A 22,743-nucleotide genomic window follows, 5' to 3' on the forward strand; every position below is an offset into this window, starting at 1 on the left:
GAGGTGATCAGTACATCACACCGGGGATACGCAGTTCAGGCGCTTCGCCGCCGACATATTGCCCCCACAGTTCCTGATAACGACCCGAGCGCACCTGATGGGTAACGAACAGATTCAGGAAGTTCAGCCATGTCACATCTTCGCGCTTGCCGACGACGGATGTATAGTCGGTTGTCCACGGCATACGCGGCCCAGCCAGAATGGTGTCATACTGCTGTGTGATGGGCAAAACTGCGGTGTTGGTTGTAATGCCTATATCAGCTTTACCTTGGGCAACGGCCAGAAAAACCTCGTTTTCCGACTGGTACCCCTGATAATTGCCTTCCTCACCCCATTCCTTGGCGATCTTGAGCCATTCCTGTTCGGGCACCGTACCCACAGCGGCCGCAACGCGTTTGCCGCGAATATCCTCGAACGTTTCGATTCCGCTGTCCGCGTTGACGACACCCTGAGCGTAGTAGATCGCGTAAGGTATGGTGAATCCTACGGTCCGGGCACGCTCAAGACTGTCGGAGGTTGCGCCAAACACAACGTCTGCACGACCGGTCACAATAACCGGAAGACGCTCGGCCCAGGTCAAAGGCAGGATTTCAGCTTCAACCTCAAGCGCTGCGGCCAGATCTTTGCAGTAATCGACATCAAAGCCTGCGGGCTCGTTATTGGCATCCCGATAGCCGATGGGTGGGAAATCGAGCACGACCCCACAGCGCAGAGTGCCGCGGTCCACAACATCATCAAGTGTGTCCGCCACAGCCGGTGCAGCCACCAACGCGGCGAAAGCCGCCAGAGCAGTAAGTTTTTTGATCATTTGGTCCTCCCTGAATCAAAGATGTGATACCAAGTACAGGATAATGTATCCATTATCTACCTTCCTGTAGCGTTATTTGATTTGAAATGAAAAGGTCCGACAGATGGTGCTCAGAGTGCGGTTCCGGTTCGTGTCTGGTTGTTCGGCAGCCCTGCCTTCCGGATTGCGGGCATCGGAAAGCTGGCTAAGGTGCAAGTGCCGCAAGAACCGCTGTATCGCCCGTTACCTGACCAAGGGACTTGGTGCACACGCCGGATGGAGTGATTAAGCCATGAATGAAACTGCTCTGGTCCCCACCCTCGAAACCGAACGTTTACTGTTGAGAGGTCACCAAAAATCGGATTTCGCCGATTGCGTGTCCATGTGGGCTGATCAGCAAGTGGTCGCACACATTTCCGGAGTACCATCCACCCCCGAACAAACGTGGTCACGGCTGTTGCGTTACGCCGGGCATTGGCATCATCTTGGTTATGGCTACTGGGCCGTCACCTCGAAAGAGGGTGGCTCCTTTTTGGGAGAGGTCGGGTTTGCGGACTATCAGCGGGATACCGAACCGTCCCTGAAAGGCAAACCCGAAGCAGGCTGGGTCTTTACTACAAATTCGCACGGCAGAGGATTCGCGACGGAAGCCGTAACTGCGATGCTCGGCTGGGCAGACGCAAACCTTGACCATACGCATACTGCCGCAATGTTCGCCCCGGCCCACTCTGCCTCAATCAATGTTGCGAAGAAGGTGGGGTACTCAAACGGTGTACTCGGGCGATATGGGGACCACGAGTCGTTGTTCATGGAGCGAGCGCGGAAAATTTCCACCTAGAGTTGGTGCTTCCTATTGGATCACGGGTGGGACCGTAAGTTGCCCGCTCTCACATGAATGCACGACAAACCGATTTACCCGATCTCACGCTCCGTCGGTCAGGCGGGAACGATATGGTCCGAAACAGGCCTCGCCGTCACGCATGTGCAGCCTTGCTCATCAGATCAAATGCACTAAGGATGCCGTTGTTCATACCAATCTCGGGTCAATCGCTATCAATTTTCTGAAGGAGCCCCACGATGCCTGCGCCACATAACGGATTCAAGGCCGCGCTAAAGGCGGGGCAAGCTCAGATCGGGTGCTGGCTTGGGATGGCCGACGCCTATGCCGCTGAAATCGCTGCGACCTCTCAATTCGATTGGCTGTTGGTGGATGGCGAACATGCGCCCAATGATTTGCGGTCCATATTGGACCAGATCAGAGTCATCGAAGGCTCCGGATGTCAGCCAGTCGCGCGGTTGCCAATCGGGGAAACCTGGATGATCAAGCAATATCTCGACGCCGGAGTCCAAAGCGTCCTGGTGCCGATGGTCGAAAGTGGCGATCAGGCGCGGGAATTGGCCCGGGCGGTGCAGTACCCACCGAAAGGGATAAGAGGGGTGGGCTCCTCGTTGGCAAGAGCATCCCAATTTGCGGCAATCCCAGATTATTTGACCACCGCAGACGATCAGATTTGTCTGTTGGTGCAGGTCGAAAATCGTCTGGGTCTGGATGCCCTGGATGATATCCTGACAACCGATGTGGACGGCGTCTTCGTGGGCCCTGCGGATCTTGCAGCGGATTTGGGATATCCGGGGAATTCGGATCATCCCGAGGTTCTTGAGGCCATTTTCGATGCGCTCAGCAGGATCGTCGCCGCCGGCAAGGCCGCTGGCATCCTGACGCTCGATCCGGCGATGCAACGAAAATGCCTGGATCTGGGAGTGACTTTCCTGGCTACGAATATCGATGTGACCCTGTTCGCAAATGCAATACGCGCAGCGGCAGAGACTTCGTTGGCGCTCTTGCCAGAGCAGTCAATCTCGGGCGTGGCCCGGACAGATGCGGCAGGGAAATACCTTCAGCAGCTCTGCAAACACTGGTCCCATAAGGCCGAGGTATCTTTCGATGAAAATCAGGGATACGTGTCATTTCCCAGCGGGAACCGACTGACCATGACAGCCGATAGTGATTGCCTGAAGCTGGTTGCCGAAACCGGCCCTCGTGGGGACCTTGCCAATTGGCAGAAGGTGATTGAGGCGCATCTGGTTCGGTTTGCCTTCCGCGAAGATTTCTCGGTCGATTGGTCAGCGTAATCCGTAGAATTGTCGGCAGGGGATCAAATCACCCGAATGCGTTGATCCTCGATCCCCATTGAAATCAGCACAGGGTCCTGAGTCTGACGCGTTTGAAAACTTGTTTTGTCTTCCAGCCCGACCCAATCGGCAAGGATCAGCGATTGCGCCACAGCACCCCCCAATGTCGAGCCAGGACCTGTAACAATGAACACGTCCGGCGCAAATTCCCTGGCCGCCTGCGAGATCGCGCGGGTGAAATCATAAGTCTCTGTCACCTGATGCCCTAGCGTATAGTCCCAAAGCGCATTTGTATCGCACGCACCGGGCCACCAGATTTGGCCGCGCCCGTCGATCATCGGCAGGTTTGGTTGCCGGAAAAGCTCTGCGCCCAATCGCGTGCGACCTGTCTCGGCAACCGGAGTTTGAAGGTGTGAATGGAACCCTGCATGGTTAGCCAGCCGCATGGGAAAACGTTCTTGCACCACCGGAACGGTTTCCTCAAAGGCGCTCAACCCGGCATCATCCCCGGCCAGTACCAGCATACCGCCCAGATCAATCGACAAAGTTAGGGTTGCATCGGTTCCGTTGATATCCTCGACCAAAGCCAGCAAATCAGCTTTGCGAACAGGGTTCGGGTGCCAATCGGCATCCATGAAGGGGTAGATCAGTTGCCCGCCGATCAGGCTCTGTTGCATCAGCGTACCCATGGTGTTCACCACCTTGAACCCGGCTTCTGCTGTTAGCGCGCCACCGCAGGCCAAAGCCGAATACCAGCCCATCGAGTTGCCGGTCACCGCCACGACTTCGACTTTCTCGGGGTCGATGGCGCGGAAATCCCCCAAGGTAGCTGCATAGATCAGGGCCGAGGCATTGTCGCCGCGCGTGTGTTTGGCAATGGAATAGCGCGCCGCGCCATCCAGATCGCTCAGGGTATCCTGACCCTCGGCGCGGCGCATCTCATCGAATTGCGCCAGCAAAGCCTTGTCGGTGAATTGGCGGCCCAAAACCCCCAGCTCGGGTTTGTTATAGGTGCCCCGACCGGGGCAAATGACCACGGCAGTCTGTTTGGCGGAACTCATTTGCCGGTCTCCATCAGGGATCGCGCTGCGGCGACGATGCTGTCTTTAGAGGGCATAGTTGCCGCATAGGCCGGTCCGGTGGCGATGAAACTGTCCTCGGCCGTGATGCGGGCCAGAGGCACCTCGGCAGTTTCGTGGAAATGGGCCATCAGCGCCTCGGCCACGCCACCATGATGGCGGGTTTCGTCGGCGACCAGAATATGTTTCGCTCCGGCGACCGCTTGCGTCAGAGCCTTCTTCGGCAAGGGTGACAGCCAGCGCATATCAATGATACGCGCTTTGATGCCGTCAGCCTCCAACGCGGCACGCGCCTGATGGCTGAGGTAGACGCCGTTGCCAAAGGTGACAATCGCCAGATCCTCGCCATCACCATCTACGCCAACCTCACCGAAACCGATCTTTTCTGACGGGTCGGGGTAGGTCCGCATCCAAGCCGAATCCCCCGCATCATGCAGGTCTCGCATCGGGTAAAGCGCGATGGGTTCCAGGAACACCACCAGCCGCTGATCTTCGCGGGCCAAACGCACGCATTCCCGCAGCATCCGTGCGGCATCGGCGCCGTTGGACGGGCAAGCCAGTATCAGGCCGGGAATGTCACGCAGGACGGCAACCGAGTTGTCGTTATGGAAGTGACCGCCAAACCCCTTTTGGTACCCCAACCCGGCAATCCGCACGACCATCGGGTTGGTGTACTGACCATTCGAGAAGAAGGGCAGGGTAGCAGCCTCACCACGCAGTTGATCCTCGGCATTGTGCAGATAGGCGAGGAACTGGATTTCCGGCATCGGCGTGAAGCCATTCTGGGCCATCCCGATGGCCAGTCCAAGGATCGATTGCTCATCCAGCAACGTGTCGATCATCCGGTCCGACCCAAACCGTGTTTGCAGTTTTTGCGTCACCCCATAGACGCCACCTTTGCGCCCGACATCTTCGCCCATCATGACAATCTCGCCATACTCCAGCATCAGATCGGTCAGTGCCCAGTTGATCAGTCGCGACATGATCTGCGGTTCGGATTGCGCCTTGAGGTCGCCGCCGAACACCTCAGCACGACGTTCAGGGGCAGGCCCATTGGTTGGCACGCAAGGCCGCGCAGGTGGGATCAGACTGGCCATAACGTCCTCGGCGGTTTGCAAACGCGGGCGGGTGATGGCCTGATCCGCCACGCGGGCCACGCGGGCGCACGTGCTGTTATAGACGTCTAGTGCTTCGCGAGATTGCATTGCACCGGACTGGTCCAGCAGCCGCACGGAATGGAGCAGCGGGTCGTTTGCCTCTTCGGCCTCGACCTCGACCTTTGGCATGTAAGTGGTTGGCATATCAGCCCCGGCATGACCATAAAGACGCACAGTGCGGATATGCAGGAAGGCCGGTTTCTTGCGGCTGCGCACGTAGGCGGCGGCCTTTTGCGCAACGCGGAATGTATCGAAAATGTCCAACCCGTCGCACGAAAAGTACTTCAGACCTGGACGGTTCGAGAATGTCGCCGCGATCCAGCCTTTTGGCGTCTTTGTGGAGATCCCGATCCCATTGTCCTCGCAACAGAACAGAAGGGGTAGGGGAACGGACTGAAAGGAAGTCCACTGCGCGGTGTTGAACGCACCCTGCGCGGTAGAGTGGTTGGCCGAGGCATCGCCAAACGAACAATAGACGATGGCATCCTTGGGCACTTCAGCATGTTCAGGGCGGTGACGTTGTGCCGCGCAGACAGCATAGGCAGCCCCGACCGCTTTGGGCAGATGGCTTGCAATTGTGGATGTCTGCGGCGGGATGCACAGCGCCTTTGATCCAAGCACCTTGTGCCGACCACCACTGATCGGGTCTTCCGACGATGAGGCAAACGACAGCAAGATATCCCAGGTCGGGCTTTGACCCGGCACCTGATCGGACCGGGCAATCTGGAATGCCGCATCGCGATAGTGCAGAAAAGCCGGATCGGTTGGGCGCAGGGCTGCCGCAACTGCTGCCATGCCCTCATGCCCTGACGATCCGATCGTGTAGAATCCCTGACCCGCTTTCTGCATGGCCCGGCTTTGCCGGTCTAGCGCACGGCTCAGGCATTGCGCCCGATACAGCGCTACGGCTACAGGTCCGGTCAGAGGCCCTGAGGGTGCAGCACCTTCAGGGAAATCCCGAGCCGCAACCCGGCGCAGGAAATTGTCATGCACGATTGCGGCGCGATCCATGTCAGATGTCCTCAGGCAAAGGCTTGCAGGCCTGTCTGCGCACGACCCAGGATCAGGGCATGCACATCATGGGTGCCTTCATAGGTGTTGACGGTTTCAAGGTTCACCATGTGACGGATTACGTGGAATTCCTGACTGATCCCGTTGCCGCCATGCATGTCACGGGCGTGGCGCGCAATCTCAAGCGCCTTGCCGCAATTGTTGCGCTTGATCAGGCTGACCATCTCGGGCGCAGCGCGGGCTTCGTCCATCAGGCGGCCCACGCGCAGCGCGGCCTGCAGGCCCAGCGAGATTTCGGTCTGCATATTGGCAAGCTTCAGCTGGAACAGTTGCGTCTGCGCGAGCGGGCGGCCGAACTGTTTGCGATCCAGCCCATATTGCCTGGCTGCGTGCCAGCAGGCCTCGGCTGCACCCATCGACCCCCAGGCGATGCCGTAACGCGCGCGGTTCAGACAGCCGAACGGGCCTTTCAAACCTTCGACGTTCGGCAGCAGAGCATCCTCTCCTACCTCAACATTGCTCAGCACGATCTCACCGGTGATCGAAGCGCGCAGGGACAGTTTGCCTTCGATCTTCGGTGCCGACAGGCCAGGTGTGCCCTTGTCCAGAACAAAACCCTTGATCTTGCCGCCATGTGCCTCGGATTTGGCCCAGACCACGAAGACATCGGCGATCGGTGCGTTCGATATCCACATCTTGGTACCGTTGAGCACGTAACCGCCGTCGGTCTTCTTCGCGACGGTCTTCATCGCGCCGGGGTCCGAACCCGCATCAGGTTCGGTCAGGCCGAAGCAGCCGATATATTCGCCGCTAGCCAGCTTCGGCAGGTATTTCTGACGCTGCTCTTCGGTGCCGTATGCGTAGATCGGGTACATCACCAACGACGACTGCACCGACATCATCGAACGGTAACCGCTATCCACCCGCTCAACCTCGCGTGCAACCAGACCATAGGTCACATAGCTGGACCCGATACCGCCATATTCTTCGGGGATGGTGATGCCCAGCAAACCCATCTCACCCATTTCGCGGAAAATCGCCGGATCAGTTTCTTCGTTGGCAAACGCGTCAGTGACGCGGGACATCAGCTTGTCCTGCGCATAAGCATTGGCTGCGTCGCGTACCATGCGTTCATCTTCGGCAAGCTGGTCTTCCAACAGGAACGGATCGTTCCACGTGAACGGGCCGAGGTGCGGGGCGGATTGAGGTTTCATGCAAGCTTCCTTTCGACAGCGGATTTCAGACGAGCAAGGCCCGCTGCAATTGTATCTTCAGCATAGGCGAATGACAGGCGGAGGTGACCCGGCACCCCAAAGGCGCGACCGGGAACCAGAGCGACACCAGCCTCTTCCAGCAACCACGTGCAGAATTCCGCGTCACTGTCAAATGGACCACCCTGATCGTTCAGCAAGTCAGCACAGGAGGGGAAGGCGTAAAACGCTCCGTCCGGCGCGGAACAGCGCATTCCTGGAACGGCGTTCAGCCCGTCCACAACCAGATCGCGGCGCGCGGCAAACAGGGCACGGCGTTCTTCCAGCAATTCAGGCTCGCAGGTGATCGCGGCCAGTGATGCCCATTGCGAGATCGAACATGCGCCCGAAGTGACCTGTCCCTGCACCGCAACCATGGCTTTGATCAGATTGGCAGGCCCGATCCCCCAACCAATACGCCATCCGGTCATCGACCAGGCTTTGGCGACGCCATTGACGATAAGCATACGGTCGGCCAGAGCCGGAGCGGCCTCAGCCACCGATGTGAAAGGCACATAGCTGAGATGGCGGTATATCTCATCCGCCAGAACCCAAACCTGATTGTGGCGCTCAAGAACCGTAGCCAAACCTGCGATCTCGGCCTGCGAGTAAATCGCTCCGGACGGGTTCGATGGTGTATTCAGCATCAGCCATCGGGTACGCGGAGTGATCGCGGCCTCCAACTGTTCGGGCAGCAGTTTGAAGCCTTGCTGCATCGGGCAGTGCAGAACCACCGGCACTCCACCCGCCATGCGCACGATGTCGGAATAGCTGGTCCAATAGGGCGCGGGCATGATGACTTCGTCGCCCGGGTTCAGGCTGGCCAGCATGGCGTTGGCAATCACCTGCTTCGCGCCGGTTGACACAATGACCTGCGCCGCATCGACACCTGCCTGAGCGGCAATTTCAGCACGCAGGGCAGGGACACCGGCCGTTGGCGGATATTTTGTCTTCCCGTCCTGCGCGGCGGCATGGGCGGCTTCGACCACATGCGGTGGCGTCGGCAGGTCCGGTTCACCAGTCGAAAGCGCAAGGATGTCGCGGCCCTCGGCGCGCAGGCGCGCGGCGGCCTCTGATATCTGGACGATCTCGGACAATTCGATCCCGTTCAGACGGGTTGCGCGCTGAAACGACATGGAACCTCCTCCGGTTGCTGCGATCCGGTTCTATCGACAAAACTACTTGAGAAAAAGGTGTGAGTAAGTATCTTATTAGTGATCAAAAGTCATAAATTGAATGCCCAGATATTCTACTCTGCCCTCGCTTGCCCTGATGCGCAGTTTCGAAGCTGCTGCACGGCACGAAAGCTATACCATGGCCGCCGAAGAATTGGGCGTAACCCAAAGCGCAATCAGCCGTCAGGTGCGCGAACTTGAAGCCGCCCTTGGCGTGACACTCTTCCGCCGGGTCGGACGCGCTGTTCGCCTGTCGAAAGCGGGGATTGCGCTGCGTCAGGAGCTGGGAAGTGACCTGGAACGGCTGAGCGGAACAATCGGCCGCGCAATTGCAGCAGGGGACGGCGCCTCTTTGCTGAGCGTCGCGGTTCTGCCGACCTTCGCCACTCGCTGGCTGGTCCCCCGCCTGCCGGATTTCAAAACACAGCACCCGGGAATCGAACTGGACCTGCATTCCTACACGACCCCGTTCAGCCTGGAACAGCAACGCATGGACCTGGCCGTTCATTTCGGGCGGGCTGACTGGCCCGGCGCGCAGATGCGTAAACTCTTCCCTGAACACCTGGTGGTTATTGCGGCACCCACATTGTTGGGCCATCCCCAACTTTCGACCGAAGCACAGGTCTTTGACCTGCCGCTTTTACACCTGACCTCGCGCCCCGATCTTTGGTCGGCGTATCATGACCAGCTGGGGCTTGATCCGGGGGCCGTTTTTCCGGGCATGCGGTTCGACCAGTTCTCGATGCTGATCGCAGCAGCCGTGGCAGGCTTGGGAGCCGCAATTCTGCCCTCATATTTGATCGAGGACGAGCTGGCTTCCGGCGTTCTGAACGAAATCGACCAGATCACCAACACATCAGACAGCGCCTACTACATCGCGACCCCCACGGGGCAGAAAAACGAAGCTGTACAGGTATTTTCAAACTGGATCAGCAAGCAGGTACAGCAACGAAACGGGCGCCGATCTGGCTGAGGTCGCCGAGCCAAACGGCCATCGGTATCCAGCAAAATCCCTCTTGCACATCCCACCCACCGCGTATAGATCACCCGCCACGGTCGGAGTGTAGCTCAGCCTGGTAGAGCACTGTCTTCGGGAGGCAGGGGTCGGAGGTTCGAATCCTCTCACTCCGACCAATAAAACAAAGTCCCCAAACATACCTTTCATACCATCGCGGCAATGCCACGAAGCTTCTTCTTTGGCATGGAAGTGAGCGGCTGCGTCACCTGACCACAAAACAGCTGCGAACGCGCCGCAAATCCGGCAGACATCCCCATTCAATGCTCAAATTCAGGAACCACTTGCAGAGCGGTAGTCCGACAACATGCGGCGCTTTTCAGCCATGGCTTCTCGACGACGGCGTTCAATGCCAAATCTGAAAGACTCTTCCACAAAATCGATATGCGCATGGGCCGCCTTTTCGGCCCGGGCTTCATCCCCATCGATCACCGCCTGCCCAAGTTCCACATGCTGTTCCAGCAATAAACGTCCCGTTCCGTCGATCGATTTCAAGAATTCGCGATTGTAGAAAACACCCTTCCGTGTGAGTTCATAAATCGAGGCCATCATGTGGATCAGCGTGGCGTTCTGGCTGGCATCCACGATCGCGGCATGCAGCGCGAAATCGGCTTCTTGCGAGGCCAGTTGATCTTTTTCCCGCCAGGCCCTTTCGTTCTCCTGCAAGATTTCGGAAATTCTCTCCTTGTCCGCCGAGGTGCCCCGACGTGCCGCCAGCCGTGCGGCAAAACCCTCCTGCTCGCGCCGGTATTCGAGGTAATCGAAGAATGCAGGTTCGTGGCGTTCATAAAGCGCCAATAAGGCGGGCAGCATGGCGCTGCCGGTCAACGCGGCCACGAACGTACCTTCACCGTGTTGCGTAACCACCAATCCGCGCTCTTCCAGAGTCTGAAGCGCCTCACGCAATTTCGGGCGCGACACGCGCAGCATTTCAGCCAGATCACGCTCTGACGGCAGTTTTCGGCCCTGTTTCAGAATGCCCGAGGCGATCAGATCTTCGATTTGCGCCACAACGGCATCAGCAAGCGATTCGTGGCCAATCGGTTCGAAAACGGCTGTAGGGGTCATCAGATGTCACCTTCAGAGCTGTAAGCCAAGTCTTATAGATGGTAAATAAAAGTAACCTCCTAAAAGCGATATTTCAACTGTTTAATTTATTGGGGTAACCCACCACACTTCGGCCGCAAAATATTATTATTCAAAGTTATTTTACCCTTTGATTGCTGTTCCGTGAGCCGCGACAAGGAATTTCCGACCACGACATCAACCTCATCAAAGCACCCACTGCACTAACCAGTGGTAAATAAAATTGTTGACTGATCACTATGGTCAACTTTATTTACCACCTAAGGCGCCGGACAACCGCGCGTCAGAATTTGATCGGACCTGGCGTCCGAACGACCCGGAGGAGACCTCATGAAAAAGACCCTGACGAGCTTGGCTATTGCCGCCAGCCTGATCACCGCACCTGCGCTTGCGGCGGACAAGCTGCTGCTCAAAACCCCAATCGCATTCTCGACCGAGCTGCCCGGACTGGGCTCACCCATCCCGCGCGTGGCCGACCAACTGGACCTGATGTCTGGCGGCACATTGAAGATGAAGGTGTACGAGCCCGGCAAACTGGTGCCCTCATTCGAAATTCTGGACGCGGTATCCACCGGCAAAATCAACTCAGGCTATACCACCGCGGGCTATTGGGCAGGCAAGATCCCAGCCGCTCCGCTATTCTCGGCCGTTCCGTTCGGCCCCGAGGCCGGCGAGTACATGGCGTGGCTCTACTATGGTAATGGCCTGTCGCTGTACCAAGAGATGTATGATCAGGCAGGCTATAACGTACATGTTATCCCTTGCGCCATCATCGCCCCTGAGACATCAGGTTGGTTCGCGACCGAGATCAACTCGCCCGAAGACCTGAACGGCCTGAAGATGCGCTTCTTCGGTCTGGGCGGCAAAGTAATGCAGAAACTGGGCGTCGCGACCTCACTGCTGCCGGGTGGTGAAATCTTCCCCGCCTTGGAAAAGGGTGCCATCGACGCAACCGAATTCTCAATGCCCGCGATTGATGCGCGTCTTGGTTTCCACAAACTGGTGAAGTTCAACTATTTCCCCGGCTGGCACCAGCAGGCAACTGTGTTCGAGCTGATGATCAACAAGGACACGTGGAACGAAACCAGTGATCAGCACAAGGCGATCATCGAAAACGCTTGCAAGGCATCGATGGCTGACAGTTTTGCCGAAGGCGAAGCCATCCAGCACGCTGCCCTGATCGACAACGTCGAAAACAACGGTGTCACTATCAAGCAGTGGTCGCCCGAGATGTTGGACACCTTCCAGGCAACTTGGGAAGAAGTGGCCGCAGAAGAAGCTGCCAATGACGCATTCTTTGCCAAGGTCCTGACCGATATGAACGAATTCCGTGACGGTTATGACCTTTGGAAGACCAACGCCTTCCTCCCTCGTCAGTGAACTGATCTACTGACGATTTCGGGGCGGTGAACTCCGCCGTCCCGAAGCATTCTCAGGTTTTCGAACTTGCAAACCCCTGACCGCGAAATCACCGGTCAGCTAAGCGAGGAACGACCATGGCTACGCAAAAGAATTACAACGATCCGGTCGAAGCCTATGAAGGCATCCTGGAACACCCCGAAACCGACCGCCAGAAAATCGCCGTTGCCATAGATACAGGCGTAAAGGCTATCGGCCACGTCGTCATGTGGGCAAACGTGTTGCTGATCGCCGCAATTTTCTCGCAAGTGTCGCTACGCTATCTGTTCAGCCAGAACTATCCCAAGCTGGACGAGATTCAGTGGCATTTCTACGGCATTGTCACGATGATCGGCATCTCTTACGCGCTGATTACCGACAGCCATGTGCGTGTGGATGTGTTGCATATGCAGCTGTCCCGCCGGGCGCAGCGTCTGATCGAAGTGATTGGTATTCTGACCCTGCTGACCCCATTCATCTACCTGATGATTGATCAGGGGTATGACTATTTCTACGAAAGTTTCCGCGTCAATGAGCGGTCGGACAGCCCAACCGGTCTACCGGGTCGCTGGGCTTTCAAAGCGGTTATTCCGATCAGTTTTGTCCTGCTGGCTCTGGCTGCAGTGGCGCGCCTGATCCACGATGGGCATGCGCTGCTATTTGGTCCGACTTCGGAACGCGAAGGGGCATCATTGCGGCGTATCCTTCTGGTGCTGGTCGTTTTTGCAGCCGTCTGTGTGGCGCTGACATTCCTGGTCGAAACAACCGAGGAAAAGCTGGTCATCGCGATGTTCCTGACCTTTATCGCGCTGCTGTTCACGGGCTACCCGGTGGCCTGGGTTCTGGCCGGTGTAGGTGTTGCATTTTGTGGGCTTGCCTATCTGTTCGACAACGACCTGATGCTGTGGACAGGGTTGGAAAGCACCTTTACGGGGCTCGACTACCTGACCCTGGGCGCAGTGGTGAACCGGGTTTATGCCACCATGTCGAACGCGGTTCTGGTTGCTTTGCCCATGTTCATCTTCATGGGGCTGATGCTGGACGAATCCGGCGTGGCCGAGCGACTGATGTCCTCGATGCAGCGCCTGTTTGGCACCGTGCGCGGAGGACTGGCGATCACCGTGACCCTGATCGGTATCATTCTGGCGGCTTCCACCGGCATCATTGGCGCGTCCGTAGTGCTGTTGGGCGTGCTATCGCTGCCTTCCATGATGCAGCAGAAATACCAACCGACACTTGCCGCCGGCGTAGTATCTGCGTCCGGTACGCTTGGCATCCTGATACCGCCGTCCATCATGCTGGTGATCATGGCCGATCAGATGGCCTTGTCCGTCGGCGATCTGTTCATGGCTGCGGTTTTCCCCGGCGTGATCATCGGTGGCCTGTACCTGACCTATATTTTCATCCTTGCACTGGTAAAGCGTGATGCCGCCCCAGTGCCCGAAGGGGCCAAAGCGCCCGATTGGGCCGCTGTCAAAGACGTCTTGATCGCTGTCATTCCGACTCTGATCCTGATCCTTGCGGTCCTTGGTTCAATCTTCGCTGGCCTGACAACACCGACCGAAGCTTCGGGTATCGGTGCATTGGGTGCCACATTGCTGGCGTTGGGGTATCGCAAGCTGAACATCACCAAATTGTGGAATGTCTTGGTGTCGACCTTCAACACCACCGCCTATATCTTTGCGATTTTCCTCGGTGCGACCGTATTCTCTTATGTTCTGCGCGAACTGGGCGGAGACGAACTGATCGAGCACGTGGTACAATCCACCGGATTTGGGGCAAACGGCACCGTCCTCTTCATACTGTTCATCGTCTTCCTGCTGGGCTTCGTTCTGGACTGGATCGAGATCACTCTGATCGTGCTGCCTCTGATGCGCCCCATTGTGAACGGGTTGGGCATCGACATTCCGGGCTTTGGCGTATTGGACGAACCGGCGCTGGTGTGGTTCGTGATCCTGGTTGCGGTTACATTGCAAACCAGCTTCCTGACGCCACCCGTTGGTTTCGCCCTGTTCTACCTGAAAGGCGTCTGTCCGCCCGAGATCAAGCTGACCCATATCTACAAGGGAATTATCCCCTTCGTACTGTTGCAGCTGACCGGTCTCGCACTGGTCTTCCTGTGGCCGACGCTTGCCACTTGGCTGCCCTCGGTCGCCTATTAGGGAGTTGTCCGCATGCGCCTGAGCCAATGTCATAACTTCCACGACTTCCGGCGGCTGGCCAAACAGCGGCTGCCGGGACCGATCTTCAACTATATTGACGGCGGTGCGGATGATGAAGTCACGTATCGGGAAAACACCAACGCGTTTGACCGCTGTGACCTGCTGCCCTCGGTCCTGCGTGGGGTGTCCGACGTGGACATGTCCGTCACCGTGATGGGGCAGAAACTGGACATGCCGGTCTATTGCTCTCCCATCGCTTTGCAGCGCCTGTTCCACCATCAGGGCGAACGCGCAGTTGCGGCGGCGGCCGAGAAATACGGGACGATGTTCGGTGTGTCCTCGCTGGGCACCGTTTCGCTGGAGGAGTTGCGTCAGAAACACAAAAACCCGCAGGTCTATCAGTTCTATTTCCACAAGGATCGCGGCCTGAACGCCGCCATGATGCAGCGCGCCAAAGAGGCCGGTGTCGAGGTCATGATGCTGACCGTCGACAGCATCACCGGTGGCAATCGTGAACGCGACCTGCGCACTGGGTTTTCAATCCCGTTCCGATTGACACTGGGCGGCATGATCCAATTTGCGATCAAGCCGATGTGGGGGATCAACTACGTCACCCACGAGAAATTCCGCCTGCCTCAATTGGAAGAACACGTGGATATGGGCGGCGGTGCCAGCTCGATCGGTGGTTACTTCACCGATATGCTGGACCCGTCGATGAATTGGGATGACGTGGCCCAAATGGTACGTGACTGGGATGGTCAGTTCTGCCTCAAGGGGATCATGACCGTCGAAGACGCCCGACGCGCGGCCGAGATTGGCTGCACCGGTATCGTTTTGTCGAACCACGGCGGCCGCCAACTGGATGGTTCGCGCACGCCGTTTGATCAGTTGGTTGAAATCGTTGACGCGGTCGGCGACAAGCTTGATGTCATGATGGACAGTGGCATCCAACGCGGTACGCATGTGCTAAAGGCGCTGTCCCTGGGTGCCAAGGCAGTGGGGATCGGGCGCCACTATCTGTATCCTTTGGCTGCGGCGGGGCAGGCGGGCGTGGACCGTGCCCTGGGTTTGATGCGGGCAGAGATTGAGCGGGACATGAAGCTGATGGGCGTTACCAGGGTCGATCAGCTTTCACGCGACAGCATCCGTTTTCGCGAGGCCGCAGGAACATCTGCGCCAAAGAGGAGCGCAGCATGACCAACGACACGCTGATCAATAAGTTTCGCGACATCGTTGGCTCACGTCACGTGCTGACGGGCGCACGCGCGACGGAACGGTTCCGCCGTGGCTTTCGGTCGGGCGAGGGCGAGGCGCTTTGCGTTGTCCGGCCCGGGTCCTTGATGGAGCAGTGGAATGTTCTGAAAGCCTGCGTTGCCACGGATAAGATTGTCATCATGCAGGCCGCCAACACCGGATTGACCGAAGGCTCGACGCCGTCAGGCAGCTATGACCGAGATGTCGTGCTGATCAATACACGGCGCATGGATACGCTGGTGCCTTTGAACGACGGCAAACAAGTGGTCAGCTTTCCCGGTGCAACCCTGTTTGCGCTGGAAAAGCTGTTGGAGCCGATTGGGCGCGAGCCGCATTCAGTAATTGGGTCCTCCTGTATCGGTGCCTCGATTGTGGGCGGTGTGTGTAACAATTCCGGCGGCTCTCTGGTCGAGCGAGGGCCGGTCTATACCGAGCTTTCAGTCTATGCCCGCGTCACCGAAGACGGTGCGCTGGAACTTGTGAACCATTTAGGCATTGATCTGGGCGATACGCCGGAACAGATCTTGTCAAATCTGGACACAGGCAAATTTGATCGCGCGCCTGACCCAACAAACAAGCGCGCCTCGGCAAGTGATTATGCACAGATCGTGCGGGACGTCGACGCAACCACCCCGGCTCGGTTCAATGCCGACAAGGCAAAACTGTTTGAATCCGCAGGATCAGCCGGGAAACTTGCAGTCTTTGTCGTTCGCTTGGACACCTTTCCAAAGAACAAATCCGAACAGGTGTTTTACATTGGCTGCAATAATCCTGATGATCTGGCCGATCTCAGGCGGCACATTCTGTCTCACTTCAACTCTTTGCCCGTATCCGCCGAATACATGCAGCGCGACGTGTTCGATATCACCCGAATCTACGGGAAAGACACGGTCTGGATGATCGACAAACTGGGCACCGATCGTTTGCCGATGTTTTTCGCGCTGAAAGGCGCCGTTGATGCGCGACTGCGCCGCATCCCGTTTCTGCGTAATTTCACTGATCGGTTCATGCAGATGGCCGTTAGCATCCTGCCGCAAATATTGCCCAACCGAATGATCGAATTCAGGGACCAGTACGAACACCACCTAATCCTGAAGATGAAAGAAGGCGGGATCGATGAGGCCCGCGTCTGGTTGCCCGGTTTCCTAGAAGGGCGCGATGCCGCGTTCTTTGAATGCACTCCGCGCGAAGCCAAAATTGCAGGCCTTCATCGATTTGCCGCGGCTGGGGCGGCCGTGCGGTACATGGCCATTCACGACAATGAGGTTGAGGATATCATTGCGCTGGACGTTGCATTGCGCCGGAATGATCGGGACTGGCTTGAGACTTTGCCACCCGAGATCAGCGATCAACTGGTGCACAAGCTCTACTATGGTCATTTCATGTGTCACGTGATGCATCAGGACTACGTCGTCCGCAAGGGTGCGGACCCCAAGGCGCTTAAGGCCGCGATGCTGAAACTGTTTGATGAACGCGGGGCAGAATACCCTGCCGAACACAATGTCGGGCATCTGTATCATGCTAAGCCTGATCTTGCAGCCCATTATAAATGCTGCGATCCGACAAATGCCTTCAATCCGGGGATCGGCAAAATGTCCAAGGCGCGCAATTACGCCGAGGATGCCAGATAACAGGCAGAAGAAACTCAGGCCAAAAAAGCTGGATCCAGCCGGTCAGGTGTCCCCACAATGCTCACCACCTGTTCACCGATATGATGTGTCTCATACAGGGTCAGACTGTCATCTGGGGGTGGCCTGTTCATAAGGACTAAATCGAGATTGAGCGTCCCCAATCCTTCCAGCAATTCGGTCGGACTTCCGGATCGCAGGATAACCTCGACATCCAAACGCGACAGGATCGATCTTAGAAAACCACTCTGAAGGTTGCGCGACAAGCGTCTGCACCACGTTGTCGGTGAATTAGGTGTTCTGGAAGGTAAGAACGGTGCACCTCGATCCCACATACGAGGCTGGCCATTGATAGGTAATGATGTAAAACTATCAATTCCTCCTATATCACATCACCAAGAATACCCTTTCCGAATGAAAAAGCGTTCTACAATATCGGAAATCGCACGTGCAGCAGGCGTCGGAACAGCAACTGTAGACCGCGTGCTGAACGATCGCGGCAATGTCAGGGATGACACCAAGCGCAAAGTGTATGATGCCGCCGTTTCCGTTGGGTATCACGCCGTCCCCTTGTTGCGCGAAAGATTGCAATCCAATCTGCCAGTCCGGAAGCTTGGGCTGCTCCTTCAAAAGGAAAATCAGGAGTTTTATCAAAGCTTCGCGCAGGCTTTTGAAGATCATGTTTTAACCTGCCCCGAAATACGCGGTCGTGCCGAAGTGGTGTTTGCCAAGTCACAGGATCCCCATGAGCATGCCAGCCTGATGGCTGAACTGGGTCGCCGAAACCATGCAATTGCGGCCACGGCTGTGAACCATCCCGAAGTTTCGCGCACCGTCCAGGACCTGCAAGAGCACGATACGCCCGTCTTTTCTCTGCTAAATGATTTCGGCCAGGGGCAGACGCACGCATATGTTGGTCTGGACAATATGAAAATTGGACGCATCGCCGGTTGGGCGATCCGCAGTGTGGCTCGCCGCCAAGGAAAAATCGCCGTCTTTGTGGGCGGCAGCCGCTGGCATGGGCACGAGCTGCGCGAAACGGGGTTTCGCAGCTATCTGCGCGAGCATTCGGCGCATCACGAGTTGCTGGAAACCCTGGTCAATCTGGAAACGCGAAATGTGACATATGAGGCGACACTGGACCTGTTGCATCGTCATCCCGATCTCAGCGGCATCTTCGTGGCAGGCGGCGGAATGGAAGGCGCGATTCAGGCGGTGCGTGAATGCCGAGCCCCCGGCGAAGTTGCCATGGTGGTCAATGAGCTAACGCGCCAATCACAAGGCGCCTTGCAGGATGGATATGTTTCACTGATCAGCAGCACGCCCCTGCAGCGCTTGTGCAAAACATTGGTGCAAGCCATGGCACAAGCAGTCTCGGACAGTGCTACTGGCGAGCCACGGCAGATTTTTTTGCAGCCGGAAATTTATGTTCCGGAAAGCTTATGATGATTGAATTACATCATCTTGAGAACCTCTTTGCATCAAACCTGATGTGATTGGATGTAGAATTGAGTTGATCTGGCTGCCGCTCACCTGTTTGTGTCGCGCTACCCCCAGTTGGGATAAGCGATTGCAAGCGGACCGCAGCATCTGCGAGGCCTCTTATGATCGGCCGCCTTTGTAGGACCGCCGATACAAATTACTCTTCTTCCGGCGCGACCGGTCAAAACTTGGAGCTCTGAAATGACAATTGCGATGGCGCTGCTTGGTGCGGGTCGAATTGGTAAAGTTCATGCACAGGCAATTGCCGGAAACCCGGATGCCAGGCTGGTGGCCGTAGCGGATGCGTTTCCGCAAGCCGCGCAGGACATTGCCAATCAACATGGCTGCGCCGTTCGCAGCATCGATGAGATCGCCGATGACCCGACGGTTGATGCGGTGATTATCTGCACACCCACCAACACTCATGCGGACCTGATCGAACAGTTCTCGCGCAAGGGAAAGGCGATTTTCTGTGAAAAACCAGTGGATCTTGACCTCAACCGTGTCAAATCCTGCCTGACAGTTGCCGAGGAACAAGGTGCCCGTCTGATGTTGGGCTTCAATCGCCGGTTCGACCCGCATTTCGGCGCGGTGAAGCAGGCGATCGTCAGCGGCAAAGTGGGTACGGTCGAACAGATTACGATCACGTCGCGCGATCCGGGCCTGCCCCCGTTTGAGTACATGGATGTCTCAGGCGGAATTTTCCGGGACATGACCATCCACGATTTCGACATGGCTCGGTTTTTACTGAGCGAAGAGATCGCGGCGGTTCAGGCCACAGCTTCGGTTCTGGTCGATCCCAGGGTTGCCGACCACAATGATTTCGACACGGCCACCGTGATCCTGACTACCGAAAGCGGCAAGCAATGCACCATCCTGAACTCGCGGCGCGCCACTTACGGCTACGATCAGCGGATTGAAGTGCTGGGTTCAAGCGGGCTGGTAGCGGCCGAAAATCAGCGCCCGGTTTCGATCGAGATTGCCAATGAAGATGGCTATACCCGCCCGCCGCTGCATGATTTTTTCATGACCCGCTATACCGAAGCCTATGCCGCTGAAATCGCAGCATTCGTCGCGGCAATTCGCGACGATACAGCAGCGTCGCCCTCGGGCCATGACGGGATGATGGCCTTGGCTTTGGCCGAAGCGGCATTGAAGTCCGTCGCCGAAGCCCGTGTGGTGAGGATGAGTGAGATTATCTGAAGGCGCAATGACCAGAACCTCTGCGCGGCCTGGGATGTGGCCCGCACAAAAGCAAAGGAGCTGACGGTATGAACACGATCCGGCTGGCGGCGGCACAGGCGATGGTGCGCTATATCTCAGCGCAGATGAATGAGGATGGGGTCCCCTTCATCGCGGGTGTCTGGGCGATTTTCGGGCACGGCAATGTGGCCGGTTTGGGCGAAGCTTTGCATGCGCATCGTGATTCAGTGCAGACTTTGCGCGGGCATAATGAGCAAACCATGGCACATGCAGCTATTGCATATGCCAAACAATCGGTCCGGCGGCGGGCTATGGCTGTTACCTCTTCGATTGGACCCGGTGCCACGAATATGGTGACAGCAGCGGCATTGGCCCATGTGAACCGGTTGCCGTTGCTGTTGATCCCGGGCGATGTCTTTGCGGGCCGCAGCCCTGACCCGGTCTTGCAGCAGATTGAGGATTTTGGGGATGGCACTGTCAGCGCGAATGACTGTTTCAGACCGGTCAGCCGCTATTTTGACCGGATCACCCGACCCGAGCAGTTGTTGACAGCGCTCCCACGGGCCTTTGCGACCATGACCGACCCTGCGGAATGCGGACCGGTGACATTAGCTTTCTGCCAGGACGTCCAGGCCGAAGCCTATGACTGGCCAGCGAGCTTCTTTGACAAAAAAACCTGGCACCAGAGACGTGTGCGCCCGGATGAAGCAGAGCTTGCGCGGGTGGTTGGCGCAGTCAAAGCCTCTCGAAACCCCGTTATTGTGGCCGGTGGCGGTGTGCATTACGCAGGGGCCTGCGCTGCATTGCAGTCTTTTGCCGAGGCGCATCAGATTGCGGTTGTCGAAACTCAGGCGGGCAAGTCCGCGCTGGCGTGGGAGCATCCTTTGAACCTTGGGTCTGTCGGCGTTACCGGAGCCTCCAGCGCAAATGCGGTTTGTGAGCAGGCCGACCTTGTTCTTGGAATTGGCACCCGTTTTCAGGATTTCACCACCGGATCGTGGGCGCTGTTTAAGAACCCCGACCGAAAGTTGGTCAGCCTGAATGTCGCCGCTTATGACGCCGTCAAACACGGCGCCCTGCCACTGCAATCCGATGCGCGCATCGGGTTGGAAGAACTCGGCGCAGCGCTAAAGGGATATCAGGCCACCGCCCCGGATGCAGCTCTGAAATCTGAGTGGTTTGCGGCAGTCGACCCGCTGACAGCTGCGCCTGCAGAGGGTAACGCATTGGCGACAGACCAGCAGGTCATCGGCGCGGTGCAACGCTCCAGCGGGCCTGACACTGTGATCATGTGCGCAGCAGGCACCATGCCGGGTGAGTTACACAAGCTGTGGAAAGCACCAAGGCCCGGGGCCTATCACATGGAATACGGCTATTCCTGCATGGGATATGAAATCGCCGGTGCCATGGGCATCAAGATGGCGCAGCCGGATCGTGATGTGGTTTGCATGGTCGGTGACGGCTCATACATGATGGCAAACTCGGAACTGGCCACGGCGTGTATGATGGGGATCAAGATCACCGTCGTCATCACCGACAATCGCGGTTTTGGGTGCATCAACCGGCTGCAAATGGGCACCGGCGGGGCAGAGTTCAACAATTTGCTGGATCACGCTTATCACGTGAACCCTGCGAATATCGATTTTGCAGCGCATGCGGCCGCGATGGGGGCAGCCAGCGTCAAGGTGAGCTCGATTGCCGAATTGGAAGACGCTCTGGCCCGCGCCAAAGATGCAGCGGGCCCCTTTGTCATCGTTATCGACACTGATCCATATCCCAGCACGCCGGATGGCGGTCATTGGTGGGATGTGGCCGTGCCCGAGGTCAGCGACCGGGATGAGGTAAAAACAGCCCGTCAAGGGTATGAAGCCGCGCTGAGCGCGCGCCTGAACTAAGTTTGAAACGGACAGACATATGATCCTATATGGCACCAACCCAATTGCCTGGGCCAATGATGATGACCAAACCCTTGGCGCACATATCCCGACGGAACAAATCCTGAGCGAAGCACACCGGATCGGCTTCGACGGCATTGAAAACGGCCACCGCTGGCCGCAGGACGATCCCGAAGCGCTGAAGCAGTTGCTGGGTGGGCACGGGCTGCAATTCATCTCGGGCTGGCATTCGCTGAACCTGCTGGCCCATTCGGTCGAGGATGAAAAGGCAGCGATTCAACCGCATCTGGACAAGCTCAAGCACAATGGCTGTAAGGTTTGCATCGTGTGCGAGACGTCAAACTCGGTGCAGGGGTTGGATGTCCCGGTCAACGACGCGCCGGTTCTGAGCGCGGATGAGATGGAAGCCTTCGGTGCTCAGGTGGAAGAGATCGCCCAATACTGTGCAGATCAGGGCATCGAACTGGTCTATCATCACCACATGGGAACTGTCGTGGAAACACCTGCGGAAATTGATGCGTTCATGGCGGCCACAGGCCCCGCCACCAAGTTGTTGTTTGACGCAGGCCATTGCTATTTCGGCGCGAATGGACAGAACCCCACCCCGGTTCTGATGAAATACGCCGACCGCGTCAGCCACTTCCACGCCAAGAATGTACGCCCCGACGTGATGAAACGGGTGCGGGAAACCGGTATGACCTTTATGGATGGTGTCCGCGCAGGGGTATTTACCGTGCCCGGCGACGCCGAAGGCGGCATCGATTTCACCCCTCTGCTGCGGGCCCTTGCAGAAAAGGGCTATGAAGGCTGGATCGTCATCGAAGCCGAGCAGGACCCCGAACAGCGCAACCCTTATGAATACCAGTCCATGGGGCTGGCATCCCTGAAACAAACCGCCCGCGAGACCGGGCTGGACAAGGGCTGAGGCGATGTTCGACACCTCTCATCCCTGGCTTAGGCCACTTTGGGTTCGGGTGGGCCTTGTTGCGTTGTGTTGGGGGTGGGCGATCATAGAAGGCCTGGCTGGT

17 protein-coding genes and 1 tRNA gene are annotated in these 22,743 nt (G+C 57.4%); 12 read left to right on the forward strand and 6 right to left on the reverse strand.

The window, feature by feature from the left end:
- Window positions 1–7: 7 nt before the first annotated feature.
- Entirely contained in the window at window positions 8–808 is an 801-nt protein-coding gene (locus tag ACP0GE_RS03325; protein ID WP_424830583.1) for a transporter substrate-binding domain-containing protein, read from the reverse strand.
- Between the two features lie 271 nt (window positions 809–1,079).
- Between ACP0GE_RS03325 and ACP0GE_RS03330 the strand changes: the two genes are divergently transcribed.
- Window positions 1,080–1,625 (forward strand): GNAT family N-acetyltransferase, encoded by a 546-nt coding sequence (locus tag ACP0GE_RS03330; protein WP_424830584.1) that lies wholly within the window; start codon window positions 1,080–1,082, stop codon window positions 1,623–1,625.
- A gap of 239 nt (window positions 1,626–1,864) precedes the next feature.
- Window positions 1,865–2,920 carry an aldolase/citrate lyase family protein gene (locus ACP0GE_RS03335; RefSeq protein WP_424830585.1) on the forward strand — a complete coding sequence of 352 codons (1,056 nt, stop codon included), beginning with the start codon at window positions 1,865–1,867 and terminating at the stop codon, window positions 2,918–2,920.
- A gap of 23 nt (window positions 2,921–2,943) precedes the next feature.
- Here the strand turns inward: ACP0GE_RS03335 and ACP0GE_RS03340 are convergent, their stop codons facing one another.
- The 4 genes from ACP0GE_RS03340 to ACP0GE_RS03355 are packed head-to-tail and all read right to left on the reverse strand — an operon-like array spanning window position 2,944 to window position 8,553.
- The gene (locus ACP0GE_RS03340) at window positions 2,944–3,981 is read right to left on the reverse strand and encodes an ACP S-malonyltransferase (protein ID WP_424830586.1); all 1,038 of its coding nucleotides are present in this window, start codon (window positions 3,979–3,981) and stop codon (window positions 2,944–2,946) included.
- Window positions 3,978–6,167, reverse strand: coding sequence for a thiamine pyrophosphate-dependent enzyme (locus tag ACP0GE_RS03345; protein WP_424830587.1), 2,190 nt, complete (start codon window positions 6,165–6,167; stop codon window positions 3,978–3,980). The genes ACP0GE_RS03340 and ACP0GE_RS03345 overlap by 4 nt, the downstream gene beginning before the upstream one ends.
- A gap of 11 nt (window positions 6,168–6,178) precedes the next feature.
- Complete coding sequence (locus ACP0GE_RS03350) at window positions 6,179–7,381, reverse strand: acyl-CoA dehydrogenase (protein WP_424830588.1); 1,203 nt, start codon at window positions 7,379–7,381, stop codon at window positions 6,179–6,181.
- The gene (locus ACP0GE_RS03355; RefSeq protein ID WP_424830589.1) at window positions 7,378–8,553 is read right to left on the reverse strand and encodes a pyridoxal phosphate-dependent aminotransferase; all 1,176 of its coding nucleotides are present in this window, start codon (window positions 8,551–8,553) and stop codon (window positions 7,378–7,380) included. Before ACP0GE_RS03355 ends, ACP0GE_RS03350 begins: the two co-directional genes overlap by 4 nt.
- A gap of 100 nt (window positions 8,554–8,653) precedes the next feature.
- On the opposite strand from ACP0GE_RS03355, the gene ACP0GE_RS03360 reads away from it, so the two are divergent.
- Together ACP0GE_RS03360 and ACP0GE_RS03365 are read left to right on the forward strand one after the other, a co-directional pair.
- Window positions 8,654–9,565 carry a LysR substrate-binding domain-containing protein gene (locus ACP0GE_RS03360; protein WP_424830590.1) on the forward strand — a complete coding sequence of 304 codons (912 nt, stop codon included), beginning with the start codon at window positions 8,654–8,656 and terminating at the stop codon, window positions 9,563–9,565.
- Window positions 9,566–9,649: 84 nt separating this feature from the next.
- Window positions 9,650–9,726, forward strand: a tRNA-Pro gene (locus ACP0GE_RS03365).
- Between the two features lie 154 nt (window positions 9,727–9,880).
- On the opposite strand, the gene ACP0GE_RS03370 is transcribed toward ACP0GE_RS03365, so the two are convergent.
- The gene (locus ACP0GE_RS03370) at window positions 9,881–10,675 is read right to left on the reverse strand and encodes a FadR/GntR family transcriptional regulator (RefSeq protein WP_424830591.1); all 795 of its coding nucleotides are present in this window, start codon (window positions 10,673–10,675) and stop codon (window positions 9,881–9,883) included.
- A 348-nt stretch (window positions 10,676–11,023) separates the two neighbouring features.
- Between ACP0GE_RS03370 and ACP0GE_RS03375 the strand changes: the two genes are divergently transcribed.
- The 8 genes from ACP0GE_RS03375 (at window position 11,024) to iolE (ending at window position 22,640) form a co-directional block, all read left to right on the forward strand.
- Complete coding sequence (locus ACP0GE_RS03375) at window positions 11,024–12,073, forward strand: TRAP transporter substrate-binding protein (protein ID WP_424830592.1); 1,050 nt, start codon at window positions 11,024–11,026, stop codon at window positions 12,071–12,073.
- Between the two features lie 116 nt (window positions 12,074–12,189).
- Window positions 12,190–14,253 (forward strand): TRAP transporter large permease subunit, encoded by a 2,064-nt coding sequence (locus ACP0GE_RS03380; protein WP_424830593.1) that lies wholly within the window; start codon window positions 12,190–12,192, stop codon window positions 14,251–14,253.
- A 12-nt stretch (window positions 14,254–14,265) separates the two neighbouring features.
- Window positions 14,266–15,450: an alpha-hydroxy acid oxidase gene (locus ACP0GE_RS03385; RefSeq protein WP_424830594.1), complete on the forward strand. Its 1,185-nt coding sequence runs from the start codon at window positions 14,266–14,268 to the stop codon at window positions 15,448–15,450.
- On the forward strand, window positions 15,447–17,138 hold the full coding sequence (gene dld / locus ACP0GE_RS03390) for a D-lactate dehydrogenase (protein ID WP_424830595.1): 1,692 nt from the start codon (window positions 15,447–15,449) through the stop codon (window positions 17,136–17,138). The genes ACP0GE_RS03385 and dld overlap by 4 nt, the downstream gene beginning before the upstream one ends.
- Window positions 17,139–17,483: 345 nt before the next feature.
- On the forward strand, window positions 17,484–18,581 hold the full coding sequence (locus ACP0GE_RS03395) for a LacI family DNA-binding transcriptional regulator (RefSeq protein WP_424830596.1): 1,098 nt from the start codon (window positions 17,484–17,486) through the stop codon (window positions 18,579–18,581).
- A gap of 237 nt (window positions 18,582–18,818) precedes the next feature.
- Window positions 18,819–19,820 (forward strand): inositol 2-dehydrogenase, encoded by a 1,002-nt coding sequence (gene iolG / locus ACP0GE_RS03400; protein WP_424830597.1) that lies wholly within the window; start codon window positions 18,819–18,821, stop codon window positions 19,818–19,820.
- A 68-nt stretch (window positions 19,821–19,888) separates the two neighbouring features.
- On the forward strand, window positions 19,889–21,715 hold the full coding sequence (gene iolD / locus ACP0GE_RS03405) for a 3D-(3,5/4)-trihydroxycyclohexane-1,2-dione acylhydrolase (decyclizing) (protein WP_424830598.1): 1,827 nt from the start codon (window positions 19,889–19,891) through the stop codon (window positions 21,713–21,715).
- Window positions 21,716–21,734: 19 nt separating this feature from the next.
- A complete protein-coding gene (gene iolE / locus ACP0GE_RS03410; RefSeq protein ID WP_424830599.1) occupies window positions 21,735–22,640 on the forward strand; it encodes a myo-inosose-2 dehydratase in 906 nt (301 codons plus the stop codon).
- The last annotated feature ends 103 nt before the right edge of the window (window positions 22,641–22,743 follow it).

The organism is Ruegeria sp., from assembly GCF_965243365.1.
Classification (GTDB): Bacteria; Pseudomonadota; Alphaproteobacteria; order Rhodobacterales; family Rhodobacteraceae; genus Ruegeria.

Coding starts and splice junctions, on each gene's coding strand:
- ACP0GE_RS03370 (WP_424830591.1), bottom strand. CDS start 10,675: ATGACCCCTACAGCCGTTTTCGAACCGATTGGCCACGAATCGCTTGCT.
- ACP0GE_RS03335 (WP_424830585.1), top strand. CDS start 1,865: ATGCCTGCGCCACATAACGGATTCAAGGCCGCGCTAAAGGCGGGGCAA.
- ACP0GE_RS03385 (WP_424830594.1), top strand. CDS start 14,266: ATGCGCCTGAGCCAATGTCATAACTTCCACGACTTCCGGCGGCTGGCC.
- ACP0GE_RS03360 (WP_424830590.1), top strand. CDS start 8,654: ATGCCCAGATATTCTACTCTGCCCTCGCTTGCCCTGATGCGCAGTTTC.
- iolE (WP_424830599.1), top strand. CDS start 21,735: ATGATCCTATATGGCACCAACCCAATTGCCTGGGCCAATGATGATGAC.
- ACP0GE_RS03355 (WP_424830589.1), bottom strand. CDS start 8,553: ATGTCGTTTCAGCGCGCAACCCGTCTGAACGGGATCGAATTGTCCGAG.
- ACP0GE_RS03380 (WP_424830593.1), top strand. CDS start 12,190: ATGGCTACGCAAAAGAATTACAACGATCCGGTCGAAGCCTATGAAGGC.
- ACP0GE_RS03330 (WP_424830584.1), top strand. CDS start 1,080: ATGAATGAAACTGCTCTGGTCCCCACCCTCGAAACCGAACGTTTACTG.
- ACP0GE_RS03350 (WP_424830588.1), bottom strand. CDS start 7,381: ATGAAACCTCAATCCGCCCCGCACCTCGGCCCGTTCACGTGGAACGAT.
- ACP0GE_RS03325 (WP_424830583.1), bottom strand. CDS start 808: ATGATCAAAAAACTTACTGCTCTGGCGGCTTTCGCCGCGTTGGTGGCT.
- dld (WP_424830595.1), top strand. CDS start 15,447: ATGACCAACGACACGCTGATCAATAAGTTTCGCGACATCGTTGGCTCA.
- ACP0GE_RS03375 (WP_424830592.1), top strand. CDS start 11,024: ATGAAAAAGACCCTGACGAGCTTGGCTATTGCCGCCAGCCTGATCACC.
- ACP0GE_RS03340 (WP_424830586.1), bottom strand. CDS start 3,981: ATGAGTTCCGCCAAACAGACTGCCGTGGTCATTTGCCCCGGTCGGGGC.
- iolD (WP_424830598.1), top strand. CDS start 19,889: ATGAACACGATCCGGCTGGCGGCGGCACAGGCGATGGTGCGCTATATC.
- iolG (WP_424830597.1), top strand. CDS start 18,819: ATGACAATTGCGATGGCGCTGCTTGGTGCGGGTCGAATTGGTAAAGTT.
- ACP0GE_RS03345 (WP_424830587.1), bottom strand. CDS start 6,167: ATGGATCGCGCCGCAATCGTGCATGACAATTTCCTGCGCCGGGTTGCG.